This is a genomic window from Gottfriedia sp. NPDC056225 (genome assembly GCF_042267765.1).
Taxonomy (GTDB): domain Bacteria; phylum Bacillota; class Bacilli; order Bacillales; family Bacillaceae_G; genus Gottfriedia.
This window is the reverse complement of record NZ_JBHJTJ010000032.1, coordinates 16651-39873: the sequence shown is the minus strand read 5'-3', so window position 1 is coordinate 39873 and position 23223 is coordinate 16651. Positions and strand designations below refer to the sequence as shown.

Sequence of the window (23223 nt, the reverse complement as noted above, 5' to 3'; positions counted from 1 at the left end):
TACCTCGACTATACTAATTTTTACTTATACTCTACTAATCGAAATTTATTTTTACCTGCCAACAGATAAGGTAATAGGTCATATGCAAAAGGATGAACAAAACCAATCACATTATGCTCAACAGATTGCCCCAAATCTTTTAGTGAAATTTGTACTTCTCCTTCATATTGTGCACTTCGATTATTTAAAACTGAAACCGAATACTTTCTTCTAGGAGCACAATAGCAATGAGGCACTTCGATTCCCCTTGTATCAGTCGCCCGAATGAGATTTGCAGGTTGATCGACTCTTGAAACAAGTACTTTTTCCAAAATTTTAACTTTCGTTTGCTCCAGAACATACGGATTAAATACAACTGGAATTTCTATATAATCTTGTTTATAGCATCTTGCCATTTCCATAAGCTCTGAAAGATCTGCAAACGAATCGCCAATCAACACATCATTAAACCCATTTGCGAATAGCTCTAACATAGCAATATGACTAGGTAAAAAACGGTGCTTTTCAATCGTACAAACCCCGTGACCTAAATGATGTAAATCTTTAGGTGAAAGCTGCGATGCAATAAACCCTCCAACAGGCACATCAAATAATGCAAATAAGTTGTTAATTGAACGAATGTCCTCAAGAGACAGCGCTGTGTCTGGCAAAGGAAAAAAGTTATGACAAGCCGTTAGTTGTCCAATGTTTCCCTCTCTTTCAATTATTTCTAAAAACTCGCGACACTCTCGCAAGGCGTTTCCATCATTATTATCAGAAGAAGACATTGAGGCATTAACTTCTATTTGAATTCCCTGCTGATTTTTTGAAAGAATTGCAACCTCTTCACCCTTAAACCCTCCATCAATACGAAGTCTCGTAATTCCCATCTTTTGTAGCGATGAAAGATCCGTTAAAGTGCAGCCTAGCTCATTGAAGACTTCATCATTCATATCAGCTGAAACAGTCATATTCAGTTCTTTGCAGTAATTCAGTAGATCATTCCAAGTGTCTGCATTTACATTTTGCGCACCTTCAAACCCATGATTATTTAAAATCAATGAAACAAATACCTTTTTAAAGCCTAGCGAGCTAGCCTTCTTTAAATAGTCTTTGATTTGCTCTAACGGATAAAAGTTGGGATAAACACTAATTCCTATTTCACGCATCATCATTCGCCATTCCTTATATTTTTATTTTTATCTTTACTTGTATTTCTCACCAATAATAATGGCACCAAAAACCGGATCATAAAGCGGTGCAGAAAGCTCTACTTGCGGTAAAGTGATACTTAACTTATTCTTCAACGTATCGAAATATTCAGATGACTTAGTTAGTAAACTACCCGCAACAGAAAGACGGAAATTATCTGATGCTATTTGACGACTGATTCCTACAACTAATCGCACTAACTTATTAAGCTCCCCTTCAACAATCGTACAAGCTGCCTCGTCTCCATTTACCCATGCTTCTAAAATAATTGGTGTACACGAAGCTATCTTATCAACCGGAATTGTATCCTCCAAATATAATAAATCCATAAAATCTTCTGGAGAATTCAGCTGAAAATGACCAAGTAATTTATCAGTAAACGAAGTTGGGGAAATCACTTTGTCGTACTCTTGCATAACAGCTGAAATCGCATGTAAACCAATTTGAAAGCCTCCACCTTCATCACTAATTAAGCCACCCCAGCCACCTGAGCGAATCGTATTTCCTTTTGCGTCAACTCCCATAACAATCGAACCTGTACCAGCAATCATTAAAGCATCTTTTCGATCTCCATTACCACCAACAAGAGCAATCTCTGCATCATTTACAACTTCTAGCTGACATGTAAAACCACTTTCTTTTAACGCATTCAAGTAAATATCAATATCCTTCGGTCGGTCTACTCCTGCAGAACCTAGTACAAGAATGGCATTTTGTAAACGCTCTCCAAAACAAGCAAATAGTGCTTCGTATATTTCACTAAAAACTGGTTTAAGCCCTTCTACGCCAATGTTATTATAATTTGACATCCCAAAATTTTGGTCAAAAAGCGTTTCTCCATCTAGACTTTCTTTTACCATTACTCTCGTCTTCGTTCCTCCGCCGTCCATACCAACTATTAATCTATTATTCATTAGTTGTTGATCCATCCTTTCCTTTAATTTAATATATTGATTCCAGAAATCTTTTTATTAAGGCAATCTGCGAATACCTTCGACTTTGCAGATCATTTTTCAACCGTTCATTATTAATCTTCATACTGTTGTTAACGTATAGTTGTATTCATTGTAAATTATACTTACCTCTTTTTCTAGGACGATATTTTCTTCATAAAACGGAAAAAAACAACTTATTAAAAGTGAGTAACTCAATTTATTCCTCAACATGATCTTCTCTATTAAACTACTTAAAAATTACTCCGAATCTGTTACTGATACCTTCTTTTCACTAAAGGTTTCCTAAATAATTTAAGTCTAGTAAATCTACTAGATTTATAACAGATCCCCATCTACTCGTTGTTTTCTAAATCAGAGTAATAATATCTCGCATTAAAAATATATAAGAAAAATTAAAATTGACATAATTTTCAAAACATTAAAAATACATAAACTTCACCTATTATTAAAATTGTATTTTACTTTTTATTGAAAGAAAGGAGGAAAGAATAACGCAATTTTGGCTTTTAGCAAATCCATTTTTTCACTGGGGAGTGCTTGAAGTCTAGACAAATCTAAACATAATAAGGAGATTGAGTAGGATGAGGAGAAAGAAAAGTTTTAGAACTAGGTTGGCTATTGCATCACTTAGTATGACGCTATTTGTACCATCCAATTTTTCAGCTGTTTCTTACGCACAATCAAATTTGAATGTGTACAGTTCCAATGTAATAGGAACAGACAAGGTTAGTGAGAGACTTCTTAATCAATTTGACGATCAAAAATATGTAACGTTTCTAGTTAAGTTTAGAGATCAGGTTAATACTCCTACTATTGCAGCTGTTGCGGCTGAAAAAGCTGAAGATCAAAAGCTTTCTGAAACAAGGAGCGAGCTAGCAGTCCGCTCAACAGTCGTATCTTCATTAAAATCAAAATCATCAGAAACACAACATAATATACAAGAATTTTTAGGGAAAAAGAAAAAAGATGGAAGTGTTAAAGATTATGAATCTTTCTATATCGTAAACGCTATGGCTGTTACGGGAACGGAAGAGGTAATGAATGAGCTTGCTCAATTTGGTGAAGTAGAGAAGATTCTTCCGAATGAAATTAGACATCAAATTGAACCCGTACAGGAAACTACAAAGACATCTGCAAAAATTAATAATACAGAAGATGCTACCAATATTGAGTGGAATATTGATAAAATTGGTGCACCTCAAACTTGGGATAAGGGAATTGACGGTACTGGTGTTGTTGTTGCTAATATTGATACAGGTGTTCAGTGGGATCATCCTGCGCTAAAGGAAAAGTATCGTGGTTATGACCCTACACATCCGGATCAGCCGAATAATGAGTTTAACTGGTTTGATGCTACTGCTGGTCAAGATGTTCCTTACGACGACGGAGTTCATGGTACACATACAATGGGTACCATGGTTGGAGGTACTGCTGACAAAAAGGTTGGTGTTGCTCCAGGTGCTAAGTGGATTGCAGTTAAAGCCTTTACAGCATTAGGAGCTACAGATGCTGACTTACTTCAAGCTGGAGAATGGATTCTTGCTCCAAAAGATAAAGAAGGAAATCCACATCCTGAAAAGGCACCAGATATCGTTAATAATTCATGGGGCGGCGGACCTGGATTAAATGAGTGGTACCGTTTAATGGTTCAGAATTGGCGTGAAGCCGGTATTCTCCCAGTGTTCTCTGCAGGAAATTCCGGTCCAGGTACTGGAACTGCAGCTGCACCTGGAAACTACCCTGAATCATTTACAGTTGGAGCGTTAGATATTGATGAAAAATTAGCCGACTTTTCGTCAAGAGGCCCAGCTCCATATGATGAAATTAAGCCAAATATTTCTGCACCAGGTGTTAATGTTCTTTCTACGGTACCAGGGAGTACATACGGAGCAATGAGCGGAACCTCAATGGCTGCACCGGCAGTAGCTGGCGCTGCTGCATTACTTCTACAGGCAAACGCTTCTTTAACTGTAGATGACGTGGAACAAATTTTAATGAAAACTGCAAAGCCGCTTACAGATAGCAAGTATACTGAAGTGCCAAATAGCGGGTATGGTTATGGTCTACTAAACGTATTTAAAGCAGTATCCTCCATTACAAATGGTTTTGGAGCTGTCACAGGACAAGTACTTGGAGAAGGAAATGATGCTATTGCTCCAACATTCCAGCATACTGTCCCTACAGAAGCATACGAAGGTTTAGCTTTACCACTTGAAATCAATGCTAAAGATAATGTCAGCGTCAAAAAAGTGGAGCTACAATATCGTACTGGTCAAGATCAAGAATGGCAATCTATTGCTGCGACCCGTACTTCTGGTAATTACCTTGATGGGACTTACCGTGCAACTATTACTGGTGATCAGGTTGCACAACCTGGGATTTCTTATAGATGGAGAATAGTAGATTTTAGTGGTAATGAAACGACAAGTGACAACTATTCATTAAAAATCGTTTCAGGAGCTTCCGTAGGATACACACAAGACTTCGAATCGACTCCAATTGGCTGGTACAGCTATGGAAAAAATAACAGTTGGGAATATGGACTGTTTATGAAAAGCGCCCCAACAAAGCCAGGTGCTGATATATTTAAAAACAAAATGTATGGCACAAGCTTGTCAGGTGCCTATTCTCCAAACGCGGATATGTCATTGGCAATGCCTCCGATTAATGTTCCAGAAGGAGGTCAAACTTTTTTAAACTTCAAGCATTGGTACTCATTTGAGTATAAAACAGATTTTGGCTATATTTACGTATCGACTGATAAAAAGAATTGGGATCAAATCGCCCAGTTTGAAAATACACCTAGTACTTGGCAGGACGGAAAAATTGATTTATCAAAATATGCTGGTAAAAAAATCTACGTAATCTTTAATGTAAAATCTAATGATACCTACCAAAATCAAGGATGGCATATAGACGATGTTTCGATTACAAATACAGCTCTAAATGATTCGAATTCGCTTCAGAATATGTTGGTTGATTCGAACGATATCCAAACTGGAAATCAAACTAATACTGCTGGATCTGTATCATCAGTAATTCCAATTCAAGCACGAGTTAGTGTTCTTGAAACCGGACGCTCTGTCAATACGAATCCAGCGGATGGTAGCTACATGCTAAGCCAGGAAAATGGAACATTTACGTTAAAGGCTGAGGCATATGGATTCCAGTCAGCTAACCATACAGTTAATATTGCAGATAAAAATGTAACGAAAGAAGACTTTACTTTAAAACCAATTCCAAAGGGTACGGTTACTGGTAAGGTAGTTAACAACGTTACAGGTAAACCAATTCAAAATGCAAGGTTAATGTTAATGGAAGATGCAGCAATCAAACCAGTCTTAACAGACGAAAATGGACAATTTACGATTACTGCATATGAAGGAACTTACACAATGCATGTTTCAGCACCGAATAATTTTTACAATCAAGACATGACGATTACCATTTCAGGAGGAAAAACGACAGAACAAAATCCTAAACTAAAACCTTTCATTGGTCAGAAAGACGAAATTGGTTATGATGATGGATCTATCGAAAGTGGTACTGCACTAAATAATAGTGGGAACAAATTTGCAGTAAAAATGTCTCTTCCTAAAGGGAAAAAACGTGCGCTAGTAACTGAAGGCTTATTCGCCTTCTATGGTAGCAGCTGGCCGACTCCAGGAGGAACAGATTTCAAGGTTGAAGTTTATGATGCAAATGGTAATTATGGTGCTCCTGGCAAGAAACTAGCTGGACCAATCAATGCAACGGCTGTCCGAAATGGACAATATATGTCAGTAGATTTATCAGCTGAAGGTATTGTTGTTGAAGACGATTTCTATATTGTTTACGTACAGGAAGGTAGATATCCTTCTGTACCAGGTATTGGAAGAGATGATAATGGTGACAAATCATACCGAAGCTGGCAGAGTAAAGAAGGTATTTGGTCTCAAACGCCAACTACTGAAGGGAATTACATGATTAGAGCCCGTGTCAGCTATGAAGTTACTCAGCCATTAATCACACTGCCAGCCGACGAATCCTATACAAATGAAAAAACTGTATCTGTTGCAGGGGAAACGACTCCGCTAACTAAAGTACACATTTTTAGAGATGGCAGCGATATAGTAACCACTACATCTAATGAAGATGGTAAGTTTAAAGCAGATGTTTTAATGTCTAAAGGAAATAATGTGATTACAGCAACAGCCTCAACTGAAACGGGAATGACGGAACCTTCAAATCCTGTTAAAGTAGTTCTGGATGAGATCAAACCTCAACTCACAATTACAGCGCCAACAAACGGAAATGAGACAAATAAGGACGTTGTTATTGTGAAAGGAACTGCAACTGATGAAAACTTTGATTCAGTTATGATTAACGGTACGAAAGCAAAAGTTGATAGTGCTGGATCATTCACATTACCAATCATATTAGTAAAAGGTGAAAATGCGATTGAAACAATCGCAACTGATAAAGCAGGTAATGTTACAACTTCGATTAAAAACGTTGGATTAGATCAAACAGCTCCAAGTGCACCAAAAATTAAGGCTGTTGATGACAATGATACTGTCATTGCAGGTACAGCAGAAGCGAGTTCGAAAGTTATTGTGAGTATCAAAAACAAAGTCATCGCAACTGGAAAAGCGAACTCAAAAGGTTCATATAGTATCAAATTTAGCCGACAAAAAGCAGGTACAGTCCTATCAGTGTACGCTAGCGATGCAGCAGGAAATCAAAGTAAAGCATCGACTACTACTGTATTAGACCGAACAGCTCCAAATGCACCAAAAATTACGAGCTTTTTTGCTAAAGGAAAATTCGAAATTAAAGGTACGGCTGAAGCAGGAGCAACGATTATCGTAAAAAAAGGTACAAAAGAAGTGGCGAAGGTTAAAGTCTCAAGCAATGGAACATTTGTCGCAAAACTTCCGAAGCCATCAAAAGGAAAAAATGAATATGTACTCTATGCAATCGATCATGCAGGGAACAAAAGTAATTCTGTAAAGCGATCGATTACGTTTAAGTAACGATATAAATATTTAAATGTAATAAAGGGAGATACTCTTAATGGTATCTCCCTTTCTAATTCCCGTTCTAAAACCATACTCAAGGATTTGTTTTGGGAAAACATTTCTAACGCGTGTAGATAAAGAGTTATTGGTATTAGGAGTATCTACCTAAAGGGATAATTTTTATATTCGAATTGGTGGAGTATTAATATATAGTACAAGTTTGCAAACCCATTTATAGAAGTGAAAAGGCAACGTACCAAAATAGGAACGTTGCCTTTTTACTTCTATTAATTCGTTTTTAAAATAAGTTCAGCCACACACTCCACATGACTAGTATGCGGAAACATATCAACAGGTTGTATTTCTAACGTCTTATAACCACCATCTTCAAGCACACGTAAATCTCTTGCTAGAGTTGCTGGGTTACATGATACGTACACTACTTTGCTTGGTTTCATATCAATGATCGTATTCAGCAAAGCCTCGTCACAGCCCTTTCTTGGAGGGTCTACTACAAGTACTTCCGCTGAGATACCTTGCTTATACCAATTTGGTATCACTTCTTCTGCTTTACCAACTTCAAATTCAACATTTGTCATCTCATTAATCATTGCATTCCGTTTCGCATCTTCAATTGCTTCTGAAACAATTTCTACTCCATATACCTTTTTCGCTTTTTGAGCTAAGAATAAAGAGATTGATCCGATTCCGCAATATGCGTCGATAACAGTTTCATCTCCATTAAGATTTGCATACTCAAGCGTTTTATCATATAAGACTTTCGTTTGCGTCGGGTTTACTTGATAGAATGATCGAGCTGAAATTTCAAAAGTAATGTCGCCGATTTTATCTTTAATTGTTTCACTTCCATATAAAACAAACGTTTGATTTCCAAGAATCACATTTGTTTTTTCATTATTTACGCTTTGAATAATGCTTGTAATCGTAGGATATCTCTCAACGATTCTAGCTACTAGTTCATCTTTTTTAGGAAAGTTAGCTTTCTTTGTAACAAGAACAAGCATCGATTCATTTGTGTAGTATCCATAACGTGCCATTATGTGACGTAATTGACCTTTATGGTTGATTTCGTCGTATGGCTCAATTTTTAATTCATCGCATATATCTTTAACGCCTTGAATCATTTCGTCATTTTCTTTACCTTGAATGTGGCATTCATTCATTGGAATGATTTCATGACTTCTTTTTTGATAGAAGCCTACTACTAGACCGCCTTCTAGTTCCCCTACCGGAACCTGTGCTTTATTTCGATAGCTCCATGGATTTTCCATTCCTAGAACTGGATGAATTACGACATCGTCAAGTTTACCAATTCGTTTTACTACTTCTACTACTTGTTTATGTTTCGCTGCAAGCTGGCCTTCATAGCTCATATGTTGAGTTTGACAGCCCCCGCATTGGTGATAGATTGAACAAATTGGTTCAACTCGAACATCACTTTCCAGTTGGAATTCGGTCACTTTACCGAATCCAAAGCCTTTACTTGTTTTTAGCACTTTAATTTGTGCTTTTTCTCCTGGTAGCGCGTTTGGTACAAATATTGGATATCCATCTACCTTTGCTACACCATGTCCTTCATGAGTTAAATCGATAAATTCAACATCTATAAATTGATTTTTTTCTACAGGTAACACTCTTTTCGACAAGTCCTTTACCTACCTTTCAAGCTTTTATAACCATTTATTTATTATACAAAATAAATAACCACGTTAACTACCGTGGTTACTTTTTACTAGTATTTACTACTATTTCACTTATTATGGTACATAGATTTCTAGATGATTGTAAAGCATATCTACTGTACATGGAGTTTCTCCACCATATTCACCATCAATATTTAATAGTAGCTTTTCATCAGACATAATCTTCAAATGACTTGCTCTAGTATAAAGAACGTGTTCATTTTGTACATGCTGACCTTTTAATAGCTGAGCACATACTCTTATAATTTCGGCTATATTTGATTTCTTTAAGACTAATAAATCAAATTGTCCATCATTAATACTTGCCTCTGGTGCAATTTTCTCAAATCCACCAACTGAATTTGTATTCGATAATAAGAACAAAAATGCTTCATCGTCGAAAACTTTTCCATCATACTCAATTTTTAAATGAGTGGGCTTAACTCTTGGTAACATTTCAATACCTTTTAAATAATATGCTAGTTGTCCTAACATTGTTTTTAGTTTGCTAGGTACTTCATATGTTAATTCTGTAATTTTACCGGCAGCTAAAATATTTACAAAATATTTTCCAGCAACTCTTCCAATATCTAGTGGCACAGTTTGCCCGTTTGTTATGACTTCAGCTGCTTCCATAATTGAAACATTGACGCCAATTGCTCTAGCAAAATCATTTGTTGTCCCAACTGGGATTAATCCTAACTTTGGTCGATACTCTTGTTCTGCTAAACCACTAATGACTTCATTTAGTGTTCCATCTCCACCGCAAGCTACAACTAAATCAAATTTACGTTCACATGCTTCTCTTGCTGCGATTGTCGCATCACCTGCACCAGTTGTTGCATGGCAAGAGGTTTCAAATCCAGCTTGCTCAAACAATTGCAAAACATCAGGAAGCTTTTTCTTAAAAACTTCACGACCTGAAGTAGGGTTATAGATAATTCTAGCACGCTTCATCGTTAACCATCCTACTTAATTTATTTAAGTTCTCTACTTTCTATCCTACCCTAAAAAGATTTTGTAGTAAACTTTTTCCATTTTACTTATCTATTTTTCCCTTTATAAAGCAGGTTCAAACACATATTGCACTTACGTTATTATATTAAATTTATATTACATTCAATTCTTTGCTATATTTTCCATTCTTTTTGAACAACTTAATCATTATAGTACATATTGATAATAAATACATTAAAGTAGAATTAAGGATTGATAATATGGAAAACAAACCATTACTGAACGTGGAATATTTAGCACTAAAGAAGTTAAAGGTTTACCGTGAAAGCATTTTTCGTTTTTTATTTAGATCAACAATGGCTAGTATGTTCATAGGATTCGGCATTATCGTAGCATTTAAATCTGGCCATTTATTTAATGCCGATCACTCACCATTTGCATACCCTTTGGCTGCCATAACATTTGCTGTAGCCATTCTCCTCATTGCCTACGGTGGAGCTGACCTATTCTTAGGAAACATATTTTATTTTGCCTATACTGCCATTAAAGGAAAAATAAAATGGCCAGAAGTGATTCTTATATGGCTTACGACTTACATAGGAAATTTATTAGGTGCAGCTTGCTTTGCTTTATTAATCCATTTAACTGGATTATATAATGACCCAACAGTAAAGTGGATCTCCACTTGCATGCACCAACAAGCCAATCATTTAATCGAGTCATTTTAATGAACTACAAAAAAACTACGAGCTGCTTATAGCCCGTAGTTTTTTTATAGAGTCTTATCTTTTTTGAATTTCTTCCATTAAGATCTTATTTAATAATGGTGGGTTCGCTTGACCTTTAGTCGCTTTCATCATTTGACCAACAAGGAAGCCAATAGCTCGGTCCTTACCATTTTTAAAGTCTTCAATTGATTGTGGGTTCGCATCAAGTGTTTCAATAACGATTGTACGAAGAGCGCCTTCATCAGATAATTGTACTAAGCCTTTAGCTTTTACAATTTCATTTGCATCTCCACCGTTTTCGATTAACTCAGTGAATACCTTTTTCGCAATTTTAGACGAGATTGTGCCGTCTGTAATTAATTTAAGCATGCTAGCTAAGTTTTCAGGTGTTAAAGCTACTTCATGGAAATCTTTTTGAGATTTATTTAAATATGCTGAAACTTCACCCATTAACCAGTTTGATGCTAATTTTGCATCTGCACCATTCGTTACAGTTGCATCGAAGAAATCAGACATTTCTTTTGTTAAAGTTAATACCATCGCATCATATTCAGGTAAACCTAATTGTTCTACATAACGTTTTTTACGAGCATCTGGAAGCTCTGGAATGCTATTGCGAACACGTTCTTTCCACTCATCATCAATGTATAACTCAACTAAGTCAGGTTCTGGGAAGTAACGGTAATCGTCCGATCCTTCTTTTATACGCATTAGGATTGTCGTTTTTGTAGCTTCATCGTAACGACGAGTTTCTTGTTGGATTACACCACCAGATAATAACACTTTCTCTTGACGAACTTGCTCATGCTCTAATCCTTTTTGAACGAAAGCAAATGAGTTTAAGTTCTTTAATTCAGCTTTTGTACCGAATTCTTCTTGACCAAATGGACGTAATGAAATGTTCGCGTCACAACGTAATGAACCTTCTTCCATCTTTACATCAGAAACTCCAGAGAATTGAATTATTGCTTTTAATTTTTCAAGATAAGCATATGCCTCTTCTGGTGTACGCATGTCCGGCTCAGAAACGATTTCAATTAGTGGTGTACCTTGACGGTTAAAGTCTACTAAAGAGTAACCTTCATCCGTGTGATTTAATTTTCCAGCATCCTCTTCTAAATGAACACGAGTAATACCGATACGTTTCTTTTTACCATCTACTTCAATTTCAATCCATCCGTTCTCACCAATTGGTTTATCAAATTGAGAAATTTGATATGCCTTTGGGTTATCAGGATAGAAATAGTTTTTACGATCAAACTTTGTTTCTGTTGCAATTTCACAATTTAATGCCATTGCAGCTCTCATCCCAAAGTTAACTGCTTCTTCATTTAATACTGGTAACACACCAGGGTATCCTAAGTCGATTACACCAGTGTTTGTATTTGGATCTGCACCAAACGCATTAGGGCTTGGTGAGAAGATTTTTGATTTTGTTTTTAATTCTACGTGCACTTCTAAACCGATTATCGTTTCAAAATTCATCTTTCCCGCGCCTCCTTATAGTTGTGGTCTTTGTTTTGTAAAGTCTGTTGCTTGCTCATATGCATGAGCAACTTTGTAAATCGTAGACTCATCAAAATGTTTACCGATAATTTGTAATCCTAATGGTAAACCATTATGGAAACCACAAGGAACAGAAATAGCAGGAACACCAGCTAAGTTAATCGGAATTGTTAAAATATCATTTGCGTACATTGTCATTGGATCACTTACTTTTTCGCCTACTTTAAATGCAGGAGTTGGCGTAGTTGGGCCAATAATAACATCATAGTTTTCAAATACTTTCTCGAAATCTTCTTTGATTAATGTACGTACTTGTTGAGCTTTTTTATAATAAGCATCATAGTAACCAGAACTTAATGCATAAGTACCTAACATGATACGACGTTTCACTTCATCACCAAAGCCTTCAGCTCTTGTTTTCTTATAAAGATCAATTAAGTTCTCTACATCCGCTGCACGGTGACCGTAACGAATACCGTCAAAACGAGCTAAGTTAGCAGATGCTTCTGATGAAGAAATTAAGTAATATGTAGCTAATGCATATTTAGAATGTGGTAATGAAACCTCTTCCCAAGTTGCGCCTAAGCTTTCTAATAGGTTTAAAGCAGCCATTACAGATGCACGAGCTTCTTCTCCTACTCCTTCACCTAAATATTCTTTAGGTACAGCAATTCGAAGACCTTTTACATCACCTGTTAAGCTTTGAACAAATGAAGGAACCTCTACATTTGCTGAAGTTGAGTCACTTGCATCTAGTCCAGAAATAGCTTGTAATAATAAAGCATTATCTTCTACGTTTCTAGTGATTGGTCCAATTTGATCTAATGAAGAAGCAAATGCTACTAATCCAGAACGAGATACACGACCATATGTAGGTTTTAAACCAACAACACCACAGAATGAAGCTGGTTGACGAATTGAACCACCTGTATCAGAACCTAAAGAGAATAATACTTCTCCAGCAGCAACTGAAGCTGCAGAACCACCACTACTTCCTCCTGGAACATAATCCGTATTCCAAGGGTTACGAGTGCCACCGAATGCAGAATTTTCATTTGATGAACCCATTGCAAATTCATCCATATTTAATTTTCCGATCGTGATGCTTTCAGCTTTTGCTAATTTCGTTACAACTGTCGCATCATAAATTGGATTGAAGTTCTCAAGGATTTTACTCGCACAAGTAGTACGAAGACCTTTCGTAACAATATTATCTTTTACACCAATAGGCATACCAGCAAGAATTCCACGAGACTCATCCCAAGGTTTTTCATCATGAGCTTTCGCCTGAAGACGCGCTTGTTCTTCATTTAATGTTAAAAATGATTTTACTTCGCCATCTACTGCAGAGATTCGCTCATAAGATTCATTTACTAATTCTTCTACTTTAATCTCTTTTGTTTTTAATTTGCTATGTAATTCTGAAACTGTATATTCAAATAATGACATTCTAATTTCCCCCCTTAATCCAATATTGACGGAACTTTAACTTGTCCATCTTTGTGGTCTGGTGCATTTTTCAATACCTCTTCAATTGGTAAACCTGTACTTGGCTCATCTTTACGTAATACATTACGCATTTTTAGAACATGTGTAGTTGGTTTCACATTTGTTGTATCAAGTTCACCTAACTGCTCAGCAAAATCTAAAATTGCCCCAAGCTGTTTTGAAAACTTCTCTGCTTCTTCCTCTGTCACCGCTAAACGCGCTAAATGAGCAACGTGCTTAACTTGCTCCATTGTAATTTTTGACATTTATATGCACCTCCATATTATTCGCACAACATACAATATACTGATAATACCAAATTTCCCATGTGTCGGGCAACATTCCACTTAAATCCAACTAAAATAATTAAAAAAATTTCAGACTCGCAAAAAAACGCTCGCTTTCTCCTTAGTTTCGCCGGAATAAGCAATGTTCAATACCTCTAAAATCACTCTGCTCCCCGTCCGACACTCTATTTCGAAAGACAAACATCTTCAATCAGTCTGAAATCAAATATTTTTATACACTGAAACTATTAAATCATACTAACCATTTCAATATAAAATAAATCAAACGTTTGTTTAAAATTGAATCTTCTATTATTCAGTAGGAATTCTTGTTAATTCAACTCCATATTTTTTAAAATACTCAATCGAATAATCATCCGGATAACCTACATTATAAACAACCCTAGTAATACCCGCTCCATTGATCATTTTCGCGCAAGCCCTACACGGCGCAGTTGTACAATAAATCGTCCAATTGTCACCTTTCGTTTTTTGAATTCCCGATTGTACTAATTGATAAATTGCGTTTTCTTCAGCATGGAAAGCATCACATGGATAATCATCTGAGTATTTACCACTATCTAATATACCTTCTTGACGAGCAGCAAAGCGTGGGCATCCACCATCAATGCAATGCTTAGCTCCCTTTGGATATCCATTATACCCAGAAGCAATGATTCTATTATCACTTACAATAACTGCTCCGACTCTTCTACTTCCACAAGTTGAACGAAGAGAAGTTATAAATGCTTGTCCTAAAAAATAAGAGTCCCAATCATCTCGACTCCCTAAAGGAATTGAATCTACTAATTGAATAATTTTCTGTAAAATTTGCATGGTATCCCTTCTCTCTGTTCACTAAAAGTCTATTTAAAATTATAGCATAATAATAAGAAGAAGGGCTTAGTTGGAAATTAAGTTTTACGCCCTTCTCCCATTTTATAAAAAAACTTATATGTGAATCACTTCACATTTAATTATTAAAAAAATAATGATCGCGTAATTATAAGTCTAAAAAATTAAAATTAACATAATAAAGTCGTAGAATTTAAAGAATTCATTTTTAGGATTCCTATTCAAAGTCCTCTAATCTTACTTTTATTAAATTCCTTTCACCCATTATACTAATGGCTTGATTATATTTACTACTGAACAACAGAATGTTTTGAAAAATATTCCATATTTAAACATACTATGGACAAGAATTATTTAACCTAAGTTTTTTGATTAATGACTGATATAAAAAGAACATAAAGAAACCCACAAAGAAAATTAATTTCCTTGTGGGTTTCTTCTAATAAAGCATGTCTATAAAACAAGCTTAATCTTATCTATTAAAGCATTTCTGAAGTTGTTTTACCTTGCATGTGAAGAACTAAGTAGTCTGGTCCGCCTGCTTTAGAGTCAGTACCTGACATGTTGAATCCACCAAATGGTTGGTAACCAACGATCGCACCTGTACATCCACGGTTGAAGTATAAGTTACCAGCGTGGAAATCTTCGCGTGCTTTTTCGATGTTTGCACGGTTGTTAGAAATAACAGCACCTGTTAAACCGTATTCTGTGTTGTTAGCAATTTCTAAAGCGTGATCAAAGTCGTTAGCTTTACAGAATGCTACAACTGGTCCAAAGATTTCTTCTTTCATTAAACGTGCATCTTCAGCAACGTCAGCAACGATTGTTGGTTTGATGAACCAACCAGTAGAATCGTCTCCTTCTCCACCTGTTACTACACGGCCTTCTTCACGTCCGATTTGTACGTAGCTCATTACTTTGTTGAAAGCAGCTTGGTCATTAACTGGACCCATGTAATTTGTACGATCTTCTGGGTTTCCAAGTGTTAATTCGTTTGTTAATTCGATTGCACGAGCAAGAACTTGATCATACACATCTTGGTGAATTACTGCACGAGAACAAGCTGAACATTTTTGACCAGAGAAACCGAATGCAGATGAAACGATTGATTTAGCAGCTAATTCTAAATCAGCTTCTTTATCAACTACCATTGTATCTTTTCCGCCCATTTCAGCGATAACACGTTTTAACCAGATTTGACCTGGGTTAACTTTTGCAGCACGCTCATAAATACGGATACCAACTTCTTTAGAACCAGTGAAGCTGATGAAACGAGTACGTGGGTGATCTACTAAATAGTCACCAACTTCAGCACCACTTCCTGGTACGAAGTTTACAACGCCTGCTGGTAATCCAGCTTCTTCTAATACTTCTAAGAATTTGTAAGCAACTACTGGAGTTGTACTTGCTGGTTTTAATAGAACAGTGTTACCTGTTACTACAGCAGCTACAGTTGTTCCAGCCATGATTGCAAACGGGAAGTTCCAAGGAGAGATTACAACACCAACTCCTAATGGAATGTAGTTGAAACGGTTATATTCACCAGGACGGCTTTCAACAGGAATTCCGTCTTTTAATTGTAACATTTGACGAGCGTAGAATTCTAAGAAATCGATCGCTTCAGCTGTATCAGCATCTGCTTCGTTCCAAGGCTTACCAGCTTCTTTTGTTAATAAAGCTGAGAATTCGTGTTTACGACGGCGAATAATTGCAGCCGCACGGAATAAAATGTCAGCACGAACTTCAGGTTTAACTTTTTTCCATGTATTAAATGTTGTATCAGCAATTTGCATAGCTTTTTCAGCTAGGTCGCGGCTTGCTTTAGATACAGAACCGATTACTTCTTTATGATTTGAAGGATTTACAGATACGATTTGTTCTTCTGTAAAGATACGCTCTCCACCAATGATTAGCGGATATTTTTCACCTAAGTAAGATGAAACTGTTGCTAATCCTTGTTTGTATTGTTCTTGATTTTCCTCTAGGCCAAAATTAGTAAATGGCTCATGTTTGTAAGGTATAACCATTGAATAAATCCCCCTTTAAATTAAAAATAGCAATAACTGTAAACGTTTTTATATCAAATTTTTCAGTCAATTGCTAGTAGAATAACTACTGAATAAAAAACTCACAATTACATAATACATTATTCCTATATATTCTTCAAACATGAAACGCTTACAGATTCTTCCCATAAATAGAAAAAAAGGAAGAGTAGTTCTCTTCCTTTAATCATAAATATGCACACTAGGTTCCTTCGCATCTACATCTTTTACAATGAGAGCTTCCTGTCCATTAGATGAGAATATATTCGTCTCAACCTTTAAGTATGAAGGGAAATGGTCCATCATAAGTCCTGCTACATATTGTGTAAAAGCTATGACTTCTGCCTTACCATAGAATTGCATAGGTATATCAATTTTTAGTTGTATTAATTCATTATCCTTATAAAATCCAGTGCCTACTACACCCGTATAATTTGGAAAATAATTTTCTATATCTGATTTAAAGTTGACCATTTTCATTGCATCATCACGATAATCTGCAGTTGCAGCAGCTGATGGGAATAAATAATATTTTTCATTAATTTTATCCCAATTGCTAATCGAGAAGTCATTTCCTGAGACTGAAGTCATTGCAACGTAATTCCCTGGTACAACGGAAGATTGACTTTGCTGGCGGTAAATAGCAAATGTAATTGGAATATTTTTAAATGCATCCATTTTGCGAACTCGAGTTAAAATTTCTTGAGCGATTGCTTTTCCTTGCTTTAACATATCTTCTTGTGAAATTTTAAGTTCTCTTGGGTAGCCATGCTCTTCTTGATAGTAATAGACAGAGTTCATCGCTAAACCAATTGCTATTCCTTCAACTTTAACTTCTTTTCCATCTTTTTTTAGATAATCCTGCTCTAAAATATGATTTAAATAGATTGGAGATTGCTGAGCTTTTTGATCTGCACTTAAATTTTTAGAATCGTTTTGAATCGGATTCAATCCGTCATTCGTAATCGATTTTGGGTTTAAATTTGCAGCTTTAAGTGCATTTTGCTTTTCTTTAAATTGAGCAGGAGTATACTTCCTATTCAACCAAGATACCACTGTTTCTTTACTTAATAATTGACCTTCTTGATACAAGTAATCTTTTGTTGAATACTGCTCTTGTACAAGTCGCATTAAACCTAATTCAAATTCATTAATATCTAATCTATTATCGATATTTGCAACGACAGCACCTCTTGTTGTACTAGGTTTAAACGGAAGTATTGTCTTGTAGTAATCATTTGAAATTGAATATCGGGGTATAATCGCATCTTCCCCTTTTTTATTATTGTTTTCTTGTACAACCTTATCTTCATTCTTGATCGTTAATGAACAGCCAGATAAGATGAGCGTAAAACAACATAGGAGCATTCCTATACGTTTCTTCATCTAACTCACACCTTCTATTTAATAAGTGAACGAACTAATCTTAACTGTCCGCTCTCTAGTTGATTGAAAGGTTTATTGTGGTTGAAGCTCTTTAATCATTCTCTCTTCATCCCAAACCTCGATATTTAATTTACGAGCAGCATCTAATTTCGAACCAGCTGCCTCACCCGCAATAACTAAATCAGTGCTCTTACTAACACTTCCAGCAACTTTTGCACCAAGTGCTTCTAATTGCTTTTTAGCTTCACTTCTAGTCATCTGTTCTAGCTTACCAGTTAATACTACTGTTTTACCAGCAAAAAGAGAATCCATATTAATATTTTCTACTTGAATTCCTTTATATTCAGTATTTACGCCAACAGATTTAAATGTTGAAATTAGTTCTTTTACTTCGTCTTGTGAAAAATAATCACTAATTGACTGTGCCATCTTTGAACCAATTTCATTAATTCCTGTTAATTCTTCAACTGAGGCTTCCATAATATGATCGATTGTTTGGAAATGCTGAGCCAACGTTTTTGCTGCCTTAGCTCCAACATGGCGAATCCCTAATCCGAACAATAGTTTTTCAAGTGAATTGTCTTTTGAAGTTTGTATTGCAGATACTAATTTATCCGCTGACTTTTCTCCAAATCGTTCCAATGCCAATAACTGTTCTTTTGTAAGAAGATAAAGATCTGTAAAAGTTTTAATTAAGTTTGCATCGAATAATTGAGCGACTACTCGCTCTCCTAAACCTTCAATATTCATAGCATCTCGAGACGCAAAATGAATTAATCCTTCACGAATCTGAGACGGGCAAAACGGGTTTACACAACGCAGTGCAACTTCACCTGGCACCCTTATTAAGTCATAATCACATGAAGGACAGTGAGTTGGCATTTCAAAAGGCTGCTCATCACCAGTACGGCGATCTAATAACACATTTACTACTTCTGGAATAATGTCTCCCGCCTTACGAATAACAACTGTGTCGCCAATTCGAATGTCTTTTTCCTTAATTAAATCTTCATTATGGAGCGATGCGCGCTTAACGACCGTACCTGCAACTCGAACTGGCTCTAATATAGCAGTTGGTGTTACTACTCCTGTACGCCCTACACTTAATTCGATATCTACTAACTTTGTAACTACCTCTTCAGCTGGGAACTTGAATGCAATAGCCCATCTCGGCACTTTAGCCGTTGATCCTAATTTATTCTGGGTACTATATTCATCCACTTTTATAACGATTCCATCTATTTCATAAGGTAATGATGGACGTTTTTCTTTCCATTCCTCAACATATTCAATTACTTCATCAATTGTATGACAAGTTTTACGGAATGTATTAGTTTTAAATCCTAGCTTTTGTAAATAATCTAATGCTTCACTGTGTTTTTCAATTGAAAATTCTGCTGCCGTAGGAAATCCGTAAACAAAAAATGATAAATCCCTCTTTGCAACAATTTTAGGATCTAACTGGCGAAGTGAACCTGCCGCTGCATTTCTAGGATTAGCAAATAATTCTTCTCCATTTTTCTCACGTAATTCATTTACCTTTTCAAAGCTAGCTTTTGGCATGAATGCCTCACCACGAGCTTCGATTGTGATAGGTTCAGAAAGTCTTAATGGAATGGCTTTAATCGTCTTTAAGTTATGAGTAATATCTTCTCCTACTGTACCGTCTCCACGAGTTGCACCTTTAACAAACAATCCATTTTCATATTGTAATGAAACTGCTAAACCATCTATTTTCAATTCACAAACATAAGATACTATTTGTGTATCCTGTCTAATTCTTTGATCGAAATCCTTTAAATCACCTTCATTAAACGCATTACCTAAGCTTAACATTGGATGACTATGAACGACTTTTTCAAATAGATCAATTGCCTGTCCACCAACACGTTGAGAAGGAGAATCCGGCGTTAAAATTTCAGGATATTGTTCCTCTAATCCGATTAATTCATGTAATACTAAGTCATATTCGGCATCTGGCACTGAAGGCTGATCTAATACGTAATACTCATAGTTGTATTGATTTAATTTTGTTCTTAGTTCCTCAACTTTATCAATGATTTTTTGATCCATGAGCTACCATCCCTTCTATGCTTTCGTAATTGGAGCAAATTTTGCTAATAAACGCTTTATACCAACTGGGCTTGGGAAAGCAATATCCAATTCCATTGCTTCGCCTTCTCCTTTTACACTTACAACTGTACCAATTCCCCATTTACCATGAGAAGCTTTATCTCCAACTCTCCAACCTAGTGACTCGCCACCAGTTGTTTTCATTGCTACTGCAGGTCTTGAAACAGCTCGTCTTTCATTAACAACCTTCTTATTTGCACGATCTAATAATTCTTCAGGTATTTCATTAATAAAACGAGATTCTTGGTTTACACTAGTGCGACCATAAAGTGTACGTGTTTGTGCATTTGTAATATATAAATTCTTTTCCGCACGTGTTATACCTACGTACGCTAATCTTCTTTCTTCTTCCATCTCTTCTTCATCCATTAAAGAACGGCTATGTGGGAAAATCCCTTCTTCCAGACCTATTAAAAAGACTACTGGGAACTCTAATCCCTTAGCTGAATGAAGTGTCATTAGTATAACTTCGTCGGCTTGCGACTCATCCTTATCGGCTTGATCAATATCTGAAACAAGCGCTAAATCAGTTAAGAATGAAACAAGACTTTTATCTTCACTGCTTTCTTCAAAAGCATTTGTAACTGTTAAAAACTCTTCAATATTTTCAATTCTTGAAGCAGATTCTATTGTATTTTCATCTTTTAACATTTGGATATAGCCAGTTTTATCAAGAACTTCTTCAACTAGTTCTGTTACTGATAAATAATCTAGCATTTGTTGCCAGTTTTTCGTCATCGTGTGGAAATCTCCAGTAGCTTTCGTAATTTTACCACTTAAACCAACGAAATCGATTTGCTCTAAAGTATCAGATAAAGATAAGTCATTCATGATGCTATAGTTAATAATTTTATCAACAGATGCCGCACCTACACCGCGTTTTGGCACATTAATAACTCGGGAAAAACTAATCTCATCATTTGGATTTGCAATGAATCTTAAGTAAGCAAGTATATCCTTAATTTCTTTACGATCATAGAACTTAACTCCGCCGACCATTTTGTAAGGAATATTAGATTTAACTAAAACTTCCTCCATTGCACGTGATTGAGCATTCGTGCGATAAAGAATTGCACAATCACCATATTGTTGAATTCCTTCTTTTTTCCATTGTGCTAGTTTCCCGGCTACGAAATATCCTTCATCTTGTTCAGAGGCAGCTCTAAAATAATGAATAGGATTTCCTTGTCCATTTTCTGTCCAAAGTTTTTTCGCTTTACGATTTGAGTTATTCGTAATAACCGCGTTCGCTGCATCAAGAATCGTTTGAGTCGAACGATAATTTTGTTCTAAAAGAATGACTTGCGCTTTTTCGTAATCCTTTTCGAATGAAAGGATATTAGAAATATCCGCCCCACGCCAACGATAAATAGATTGGTCTGAATCACCAACTACACATATATTTTTAAATTGCTCAGCAAGCATTTTTACAATTTTATATTGAGCATGGTTTGTATCTTGATACTCATCCACATGGATATATTGAAACTTTCTTTGATAATATTGCAATACTTCAGGAACTCGTTCAAATAAATTAATTGTCATCATAATTAAGTCATCGAAGTCTAACGAATGATTTTTTCGTAGTCGATCTTGATAAGATGTATAAATTTCTCCAACGATTTTTTCAAAAGGAGTAAAAGCATTTTTTGAATACTCAGCAGCTGTTTGTAATTCATTTTTCGCACTGCTTATGGAGCCTAAAATGCTACGAGGTTCAAATTTCTTTGAATCTAAGTTCTTCTCTTTAAGAATGTTTTTTATTACTGTTAATTGGTCTGTTGTGTCTAAAATCGAAAAGCTTCTATTAAAACCGATTCGATCAATATCTCGACGTAGAATTCGTACACACATTGAGTGGAATGTTGAAATCCAAATGTCTTCTGCGTCTTTTCCAACTAGGTTAAATACACGCTCTTGCATCTCTCTTGCTGCTTTGTTCGTAAATGTAATTGCTAGTATATTCCAAGGAGCGACGCCTTTTTCTCCTAGCAAATATGCAATACGATGCGTTAGTACTCGCGTTTTACCTGAGCCTGCACCGGCCATAATTAATAAAGGACCATCCACCGTCTTTACGGCCTCTTTTTGCATTGGATTTAAGCCTTGCAATAATTCTTCTGCTGTTTTCATTACTTTGTCGCTCCTTCTTTCGCAGCTTTTACAGTTAATAAAGCCTCTTGTAAGTTTTCATATATAATGTTCCCAACAACAATTGTATCTGCGTATTGTTTCATCTCTGTCGCTTGCTCGGTTGAAGAAATTCCTCCACCGTAGAATAGTTTCGTATTATTTAATACGTTTGATACTTCTTTTACAACCTCTACAGAACCGTAAGTCCCACTATATTCTAAATAAAATATTGGTAATTTTAATAATTGCTCAGAAACTTCTGCATATGCCACAACATCTTCTACCGATAAATCCGTCACTGCACTTGTAAGCTTAGCGGCCTTACAGTCTTCATTTAAAATACAATAACCTTCCATCACAAGTTCTTCAGCATGAACTAAATGAGCAAATTCTTTCATTGCTTGTTGATGCATCCCAACAATCCATTTCGGGTCATTACTATTCAAAACAGTCGGGATAAAGTAAAAATCATAACCTGGCGTGACTGCCTCAAGATTTGAAACTTCTAAAATACAAGGCACCGCATAACGTCTAATTCTGACTAATAATGATAATGTATCATCTAACGTTACGTCGTCAGTACCTCCAACTAATATTGCATCCGTTCCTGACTCACAAATCTTTTCTAAGTCGTCGTCTGAGATGTCTTTATTTGGATCTAATTTAAATATGTGATTCCATTGTGAATAATCGTACATTTTGTCCTCCGGAATTGTTTTTTAACCTAAGTTTAGCTCTATATATAAATTAATTTTTATCAAAAATATAAATGTATTGTATCTTATTAAAAAGGAAAAGTAACCCTTCATCCCCAACATAAGTCATTACAGCTAATTGTTTCCTATGATATTGCAA

General features: G+C 35.9%; 15 protein-coding genes. 2 read left to right on the top strand and 13 right to left on the bottom strand.

Annotated features, from left to right (window positions below):
* Positions 1–20 precede the first annotated feature (20 nt).
* Both ACFCYN_RS18120 and ACFCYN_RS18115 read right to left on the bottom strand, forming a co-directional pair.
* The gene (locus ACFCYN_RS18120; protein WP_375950814.1) at positions 21–1151 is read right to left on the bottom strand and encodes a MupG family TIM beta-alpha barrel fold protein; all 1131 of its coding nucleotides are present in this window, start codon (positions 1149–1151) and stop codon (positions 21–23) included.
* Between the two features lie 33 nt (positions 1152–1184).
* The gene (locus ACFCYN_RS18115) at positions 1185–2105 is read right to left on the bottom strand and encodes an N-acetylglucosamine kinase (RefSeq protein ID WP_375950812.1); all 921 of its coding nucleotides are present in this window, start codon (positions 2103–2105) and stop codon (positions 1185–1187) included.
* A gap of 623 nt (positions 2106–2728) precedes the next feature.
* Between ACFCYN_RS18115 and ACFCYN_RS18110 the strand changes: the two genes are divergently transcribed.
* Positions 2729–7162 (top strand): S8 family serine peptidase, encoded by a 4434-nt coding sequence (locus ACFCYN_RS18110; RefSeq protein WP_375950810.1) that lies wholly within the window; start codon positions 2729–2731, stop codon positions 7160–7162.
* Between the two features lie 272 nt (positions 7163–7434).
* Here the strand turns inward: ACFCYN_RS18110 and rlmD are convergent, their stop codons facing one another.
* Positions 7435–8814: a 23S rRNA (uracil(1939)-C(5))-methyltransferase RlmD gene (rlmD, locus tag ACFCYN_RS18105; protein WP_375950808.1), complete on the bottom strand. Its 1380-nt coding sequence runs from the start codon at positions 8812–8814 to the stop codon at positions 7435–7437.
* Between the two features lie 111 nt (positions 8815–8925).
* A complete protein-coding gene (locus tag ACFCYN_RS18100; protein ID WP_172446796.1) occupies positions 8926–9807 on the bottom strand; it encodes a diacylglycerol kinase in 882 nt (293 codons plus the stop codon).
* A gap of 260 nt (positions 9808–10067) precedes the next feature.
* On the opposite strand from ACFCYN_RS18100, the gene ACFCYN_RS18095 reads away from it, so the two are divergent.
* A complete protein-coding gene (locus ACFCYN_RS18095; protein ID WP_172446795.1) occupies positions 10068–10535 on the top strand; it encodes a formate/nitrite transporter family protein in 468 nt (155 codons plus the stop codon).
* A gap of 54 nt (positions 10536–10589) precedes the next feature.
* Here the strand turns inward: ACFCYN_RS18095 and gatB are convergent, their stop codons facing one another.
* The 9 genes from gatB to pcrB all read right to left on the bottom strand — a co-directional run bounded on the left by gatB (position 10590) and on the right by pcrB (position 23066).
* Entirely contained in the window at positions 10590–12020 is a 1431-nt protein-coding gene (gatB, locus tag ACFCYN_RS18090) for an Asp-tRNA(Asn)/Glu-tRNA(Gln) amidotransferase subunit GatB (RefSeq protein ID WP_172446794.1), read from the bottom strand.
* A gap of 15 nt (positions 12021–12035) precedes the next feature.
* On the bottom strand, positions 12036–13490 hold the full coding sequence (gene gatA / locus ACFCYN_RS18085) for an Asp-tRNA(Asn)/Glu-tRNA(Gln) amidotransferase subunit GatA (RefSeq protein ID WP_375950806.1): 1455 nt from the start codon (positions 13488–13490) through the stop codon (positions 12036–12038).
* Positions 13491–13504: 14 nt separating this feature from the next.
* Positions 13505–13795: an Asp-tRNA(Asn)/Glu-tRNA(Gln) amidotransferase subunit GatC gene (gatC, locus tag ACFCYN_RS18080; protein WP_172446792.1), complete on the bottom strand. Its 291-nt coding sequence runs from the start codon at positions 13793–13795 to the stop codon at positions 13505–13507.
* A gap of 333 nt (positions 13796–14128) precedes the next feature.
* Entirely contained in the window at positions 14129–14653 is a 525-nt protein-coding gene (locus ACFCYN_RS18075; RefSeq protein WP_172446791.1) for a deoxycytidylate deaminase, read from the bottom strand.
* Positions 14654–15150: 497 nt separating this feature from the next.
* Positions 15151–16698, bottom strand: a complete 1548-nt coding sequence (gene pruA / locus ACFCYN_RS18070) for an L-glutamate gamma-semialdehyde dehydrogenase (protein ID WP_172446790.1) — start codon at positions 16696–16698, stop codon at positions 15151–15153.
* Between the two features lie 201 nt (positions 16699–16899).
* Positions 16900–18102 carry a CamS family sex pheromone protein gene (locus ACFCYN_RS18065; RefSeq protein WP_172446789.1) on the bottom strand — a complete coding sequence of 401 codons (1203 nt, stop codon included), beginning with the start codon at positions 18100–18102 and terminating at the stop codon, positions 16900–16902.
* A 72-nt stretch (positions 18103–18174) separates the two neighbouring features.
* On the bottom strand, positions 18175–20175 hold the full coding sequence (ligA, locus tag ACFCYN_RS18060; RefSeq protein WP_375950803.1) for an NAD-dependent DNA ligase LigA: 2001 nt from the start codon (positions 20173–20175) through the stop codon (positions 18175–18177).
* Positions 20176–20190: 15 nt separating this feature from the next.
* Positions 20191–22368: a DNA helicase PcrA gene (gene pcrA, locus ACFCYN_RS18055; protein ID WP_375950801.1), complete on the bottom strand. Its 2178-nt coding sequence runs from the start codon at positions 22366–22368 to the stop codon at positions 20191–20193.
* Positions 22368–23066: a heptaprenylglyceryl phosphate synthase gene (pcrB, locus tag ACFCYN_RS18050; RefSeq protein WP_375950799.1), complete on the bottom strand. Its 699-nt coding sequence runs from the start codon at positions 23064–23066 to the stop codon at positions 22368–22370. Before pcrB ends, pcrA begins: the two co-directional genes overlap by 1 nt.
* Between the last annotated feature and the right edge of the window lie 157 nt (positions 23067–23223).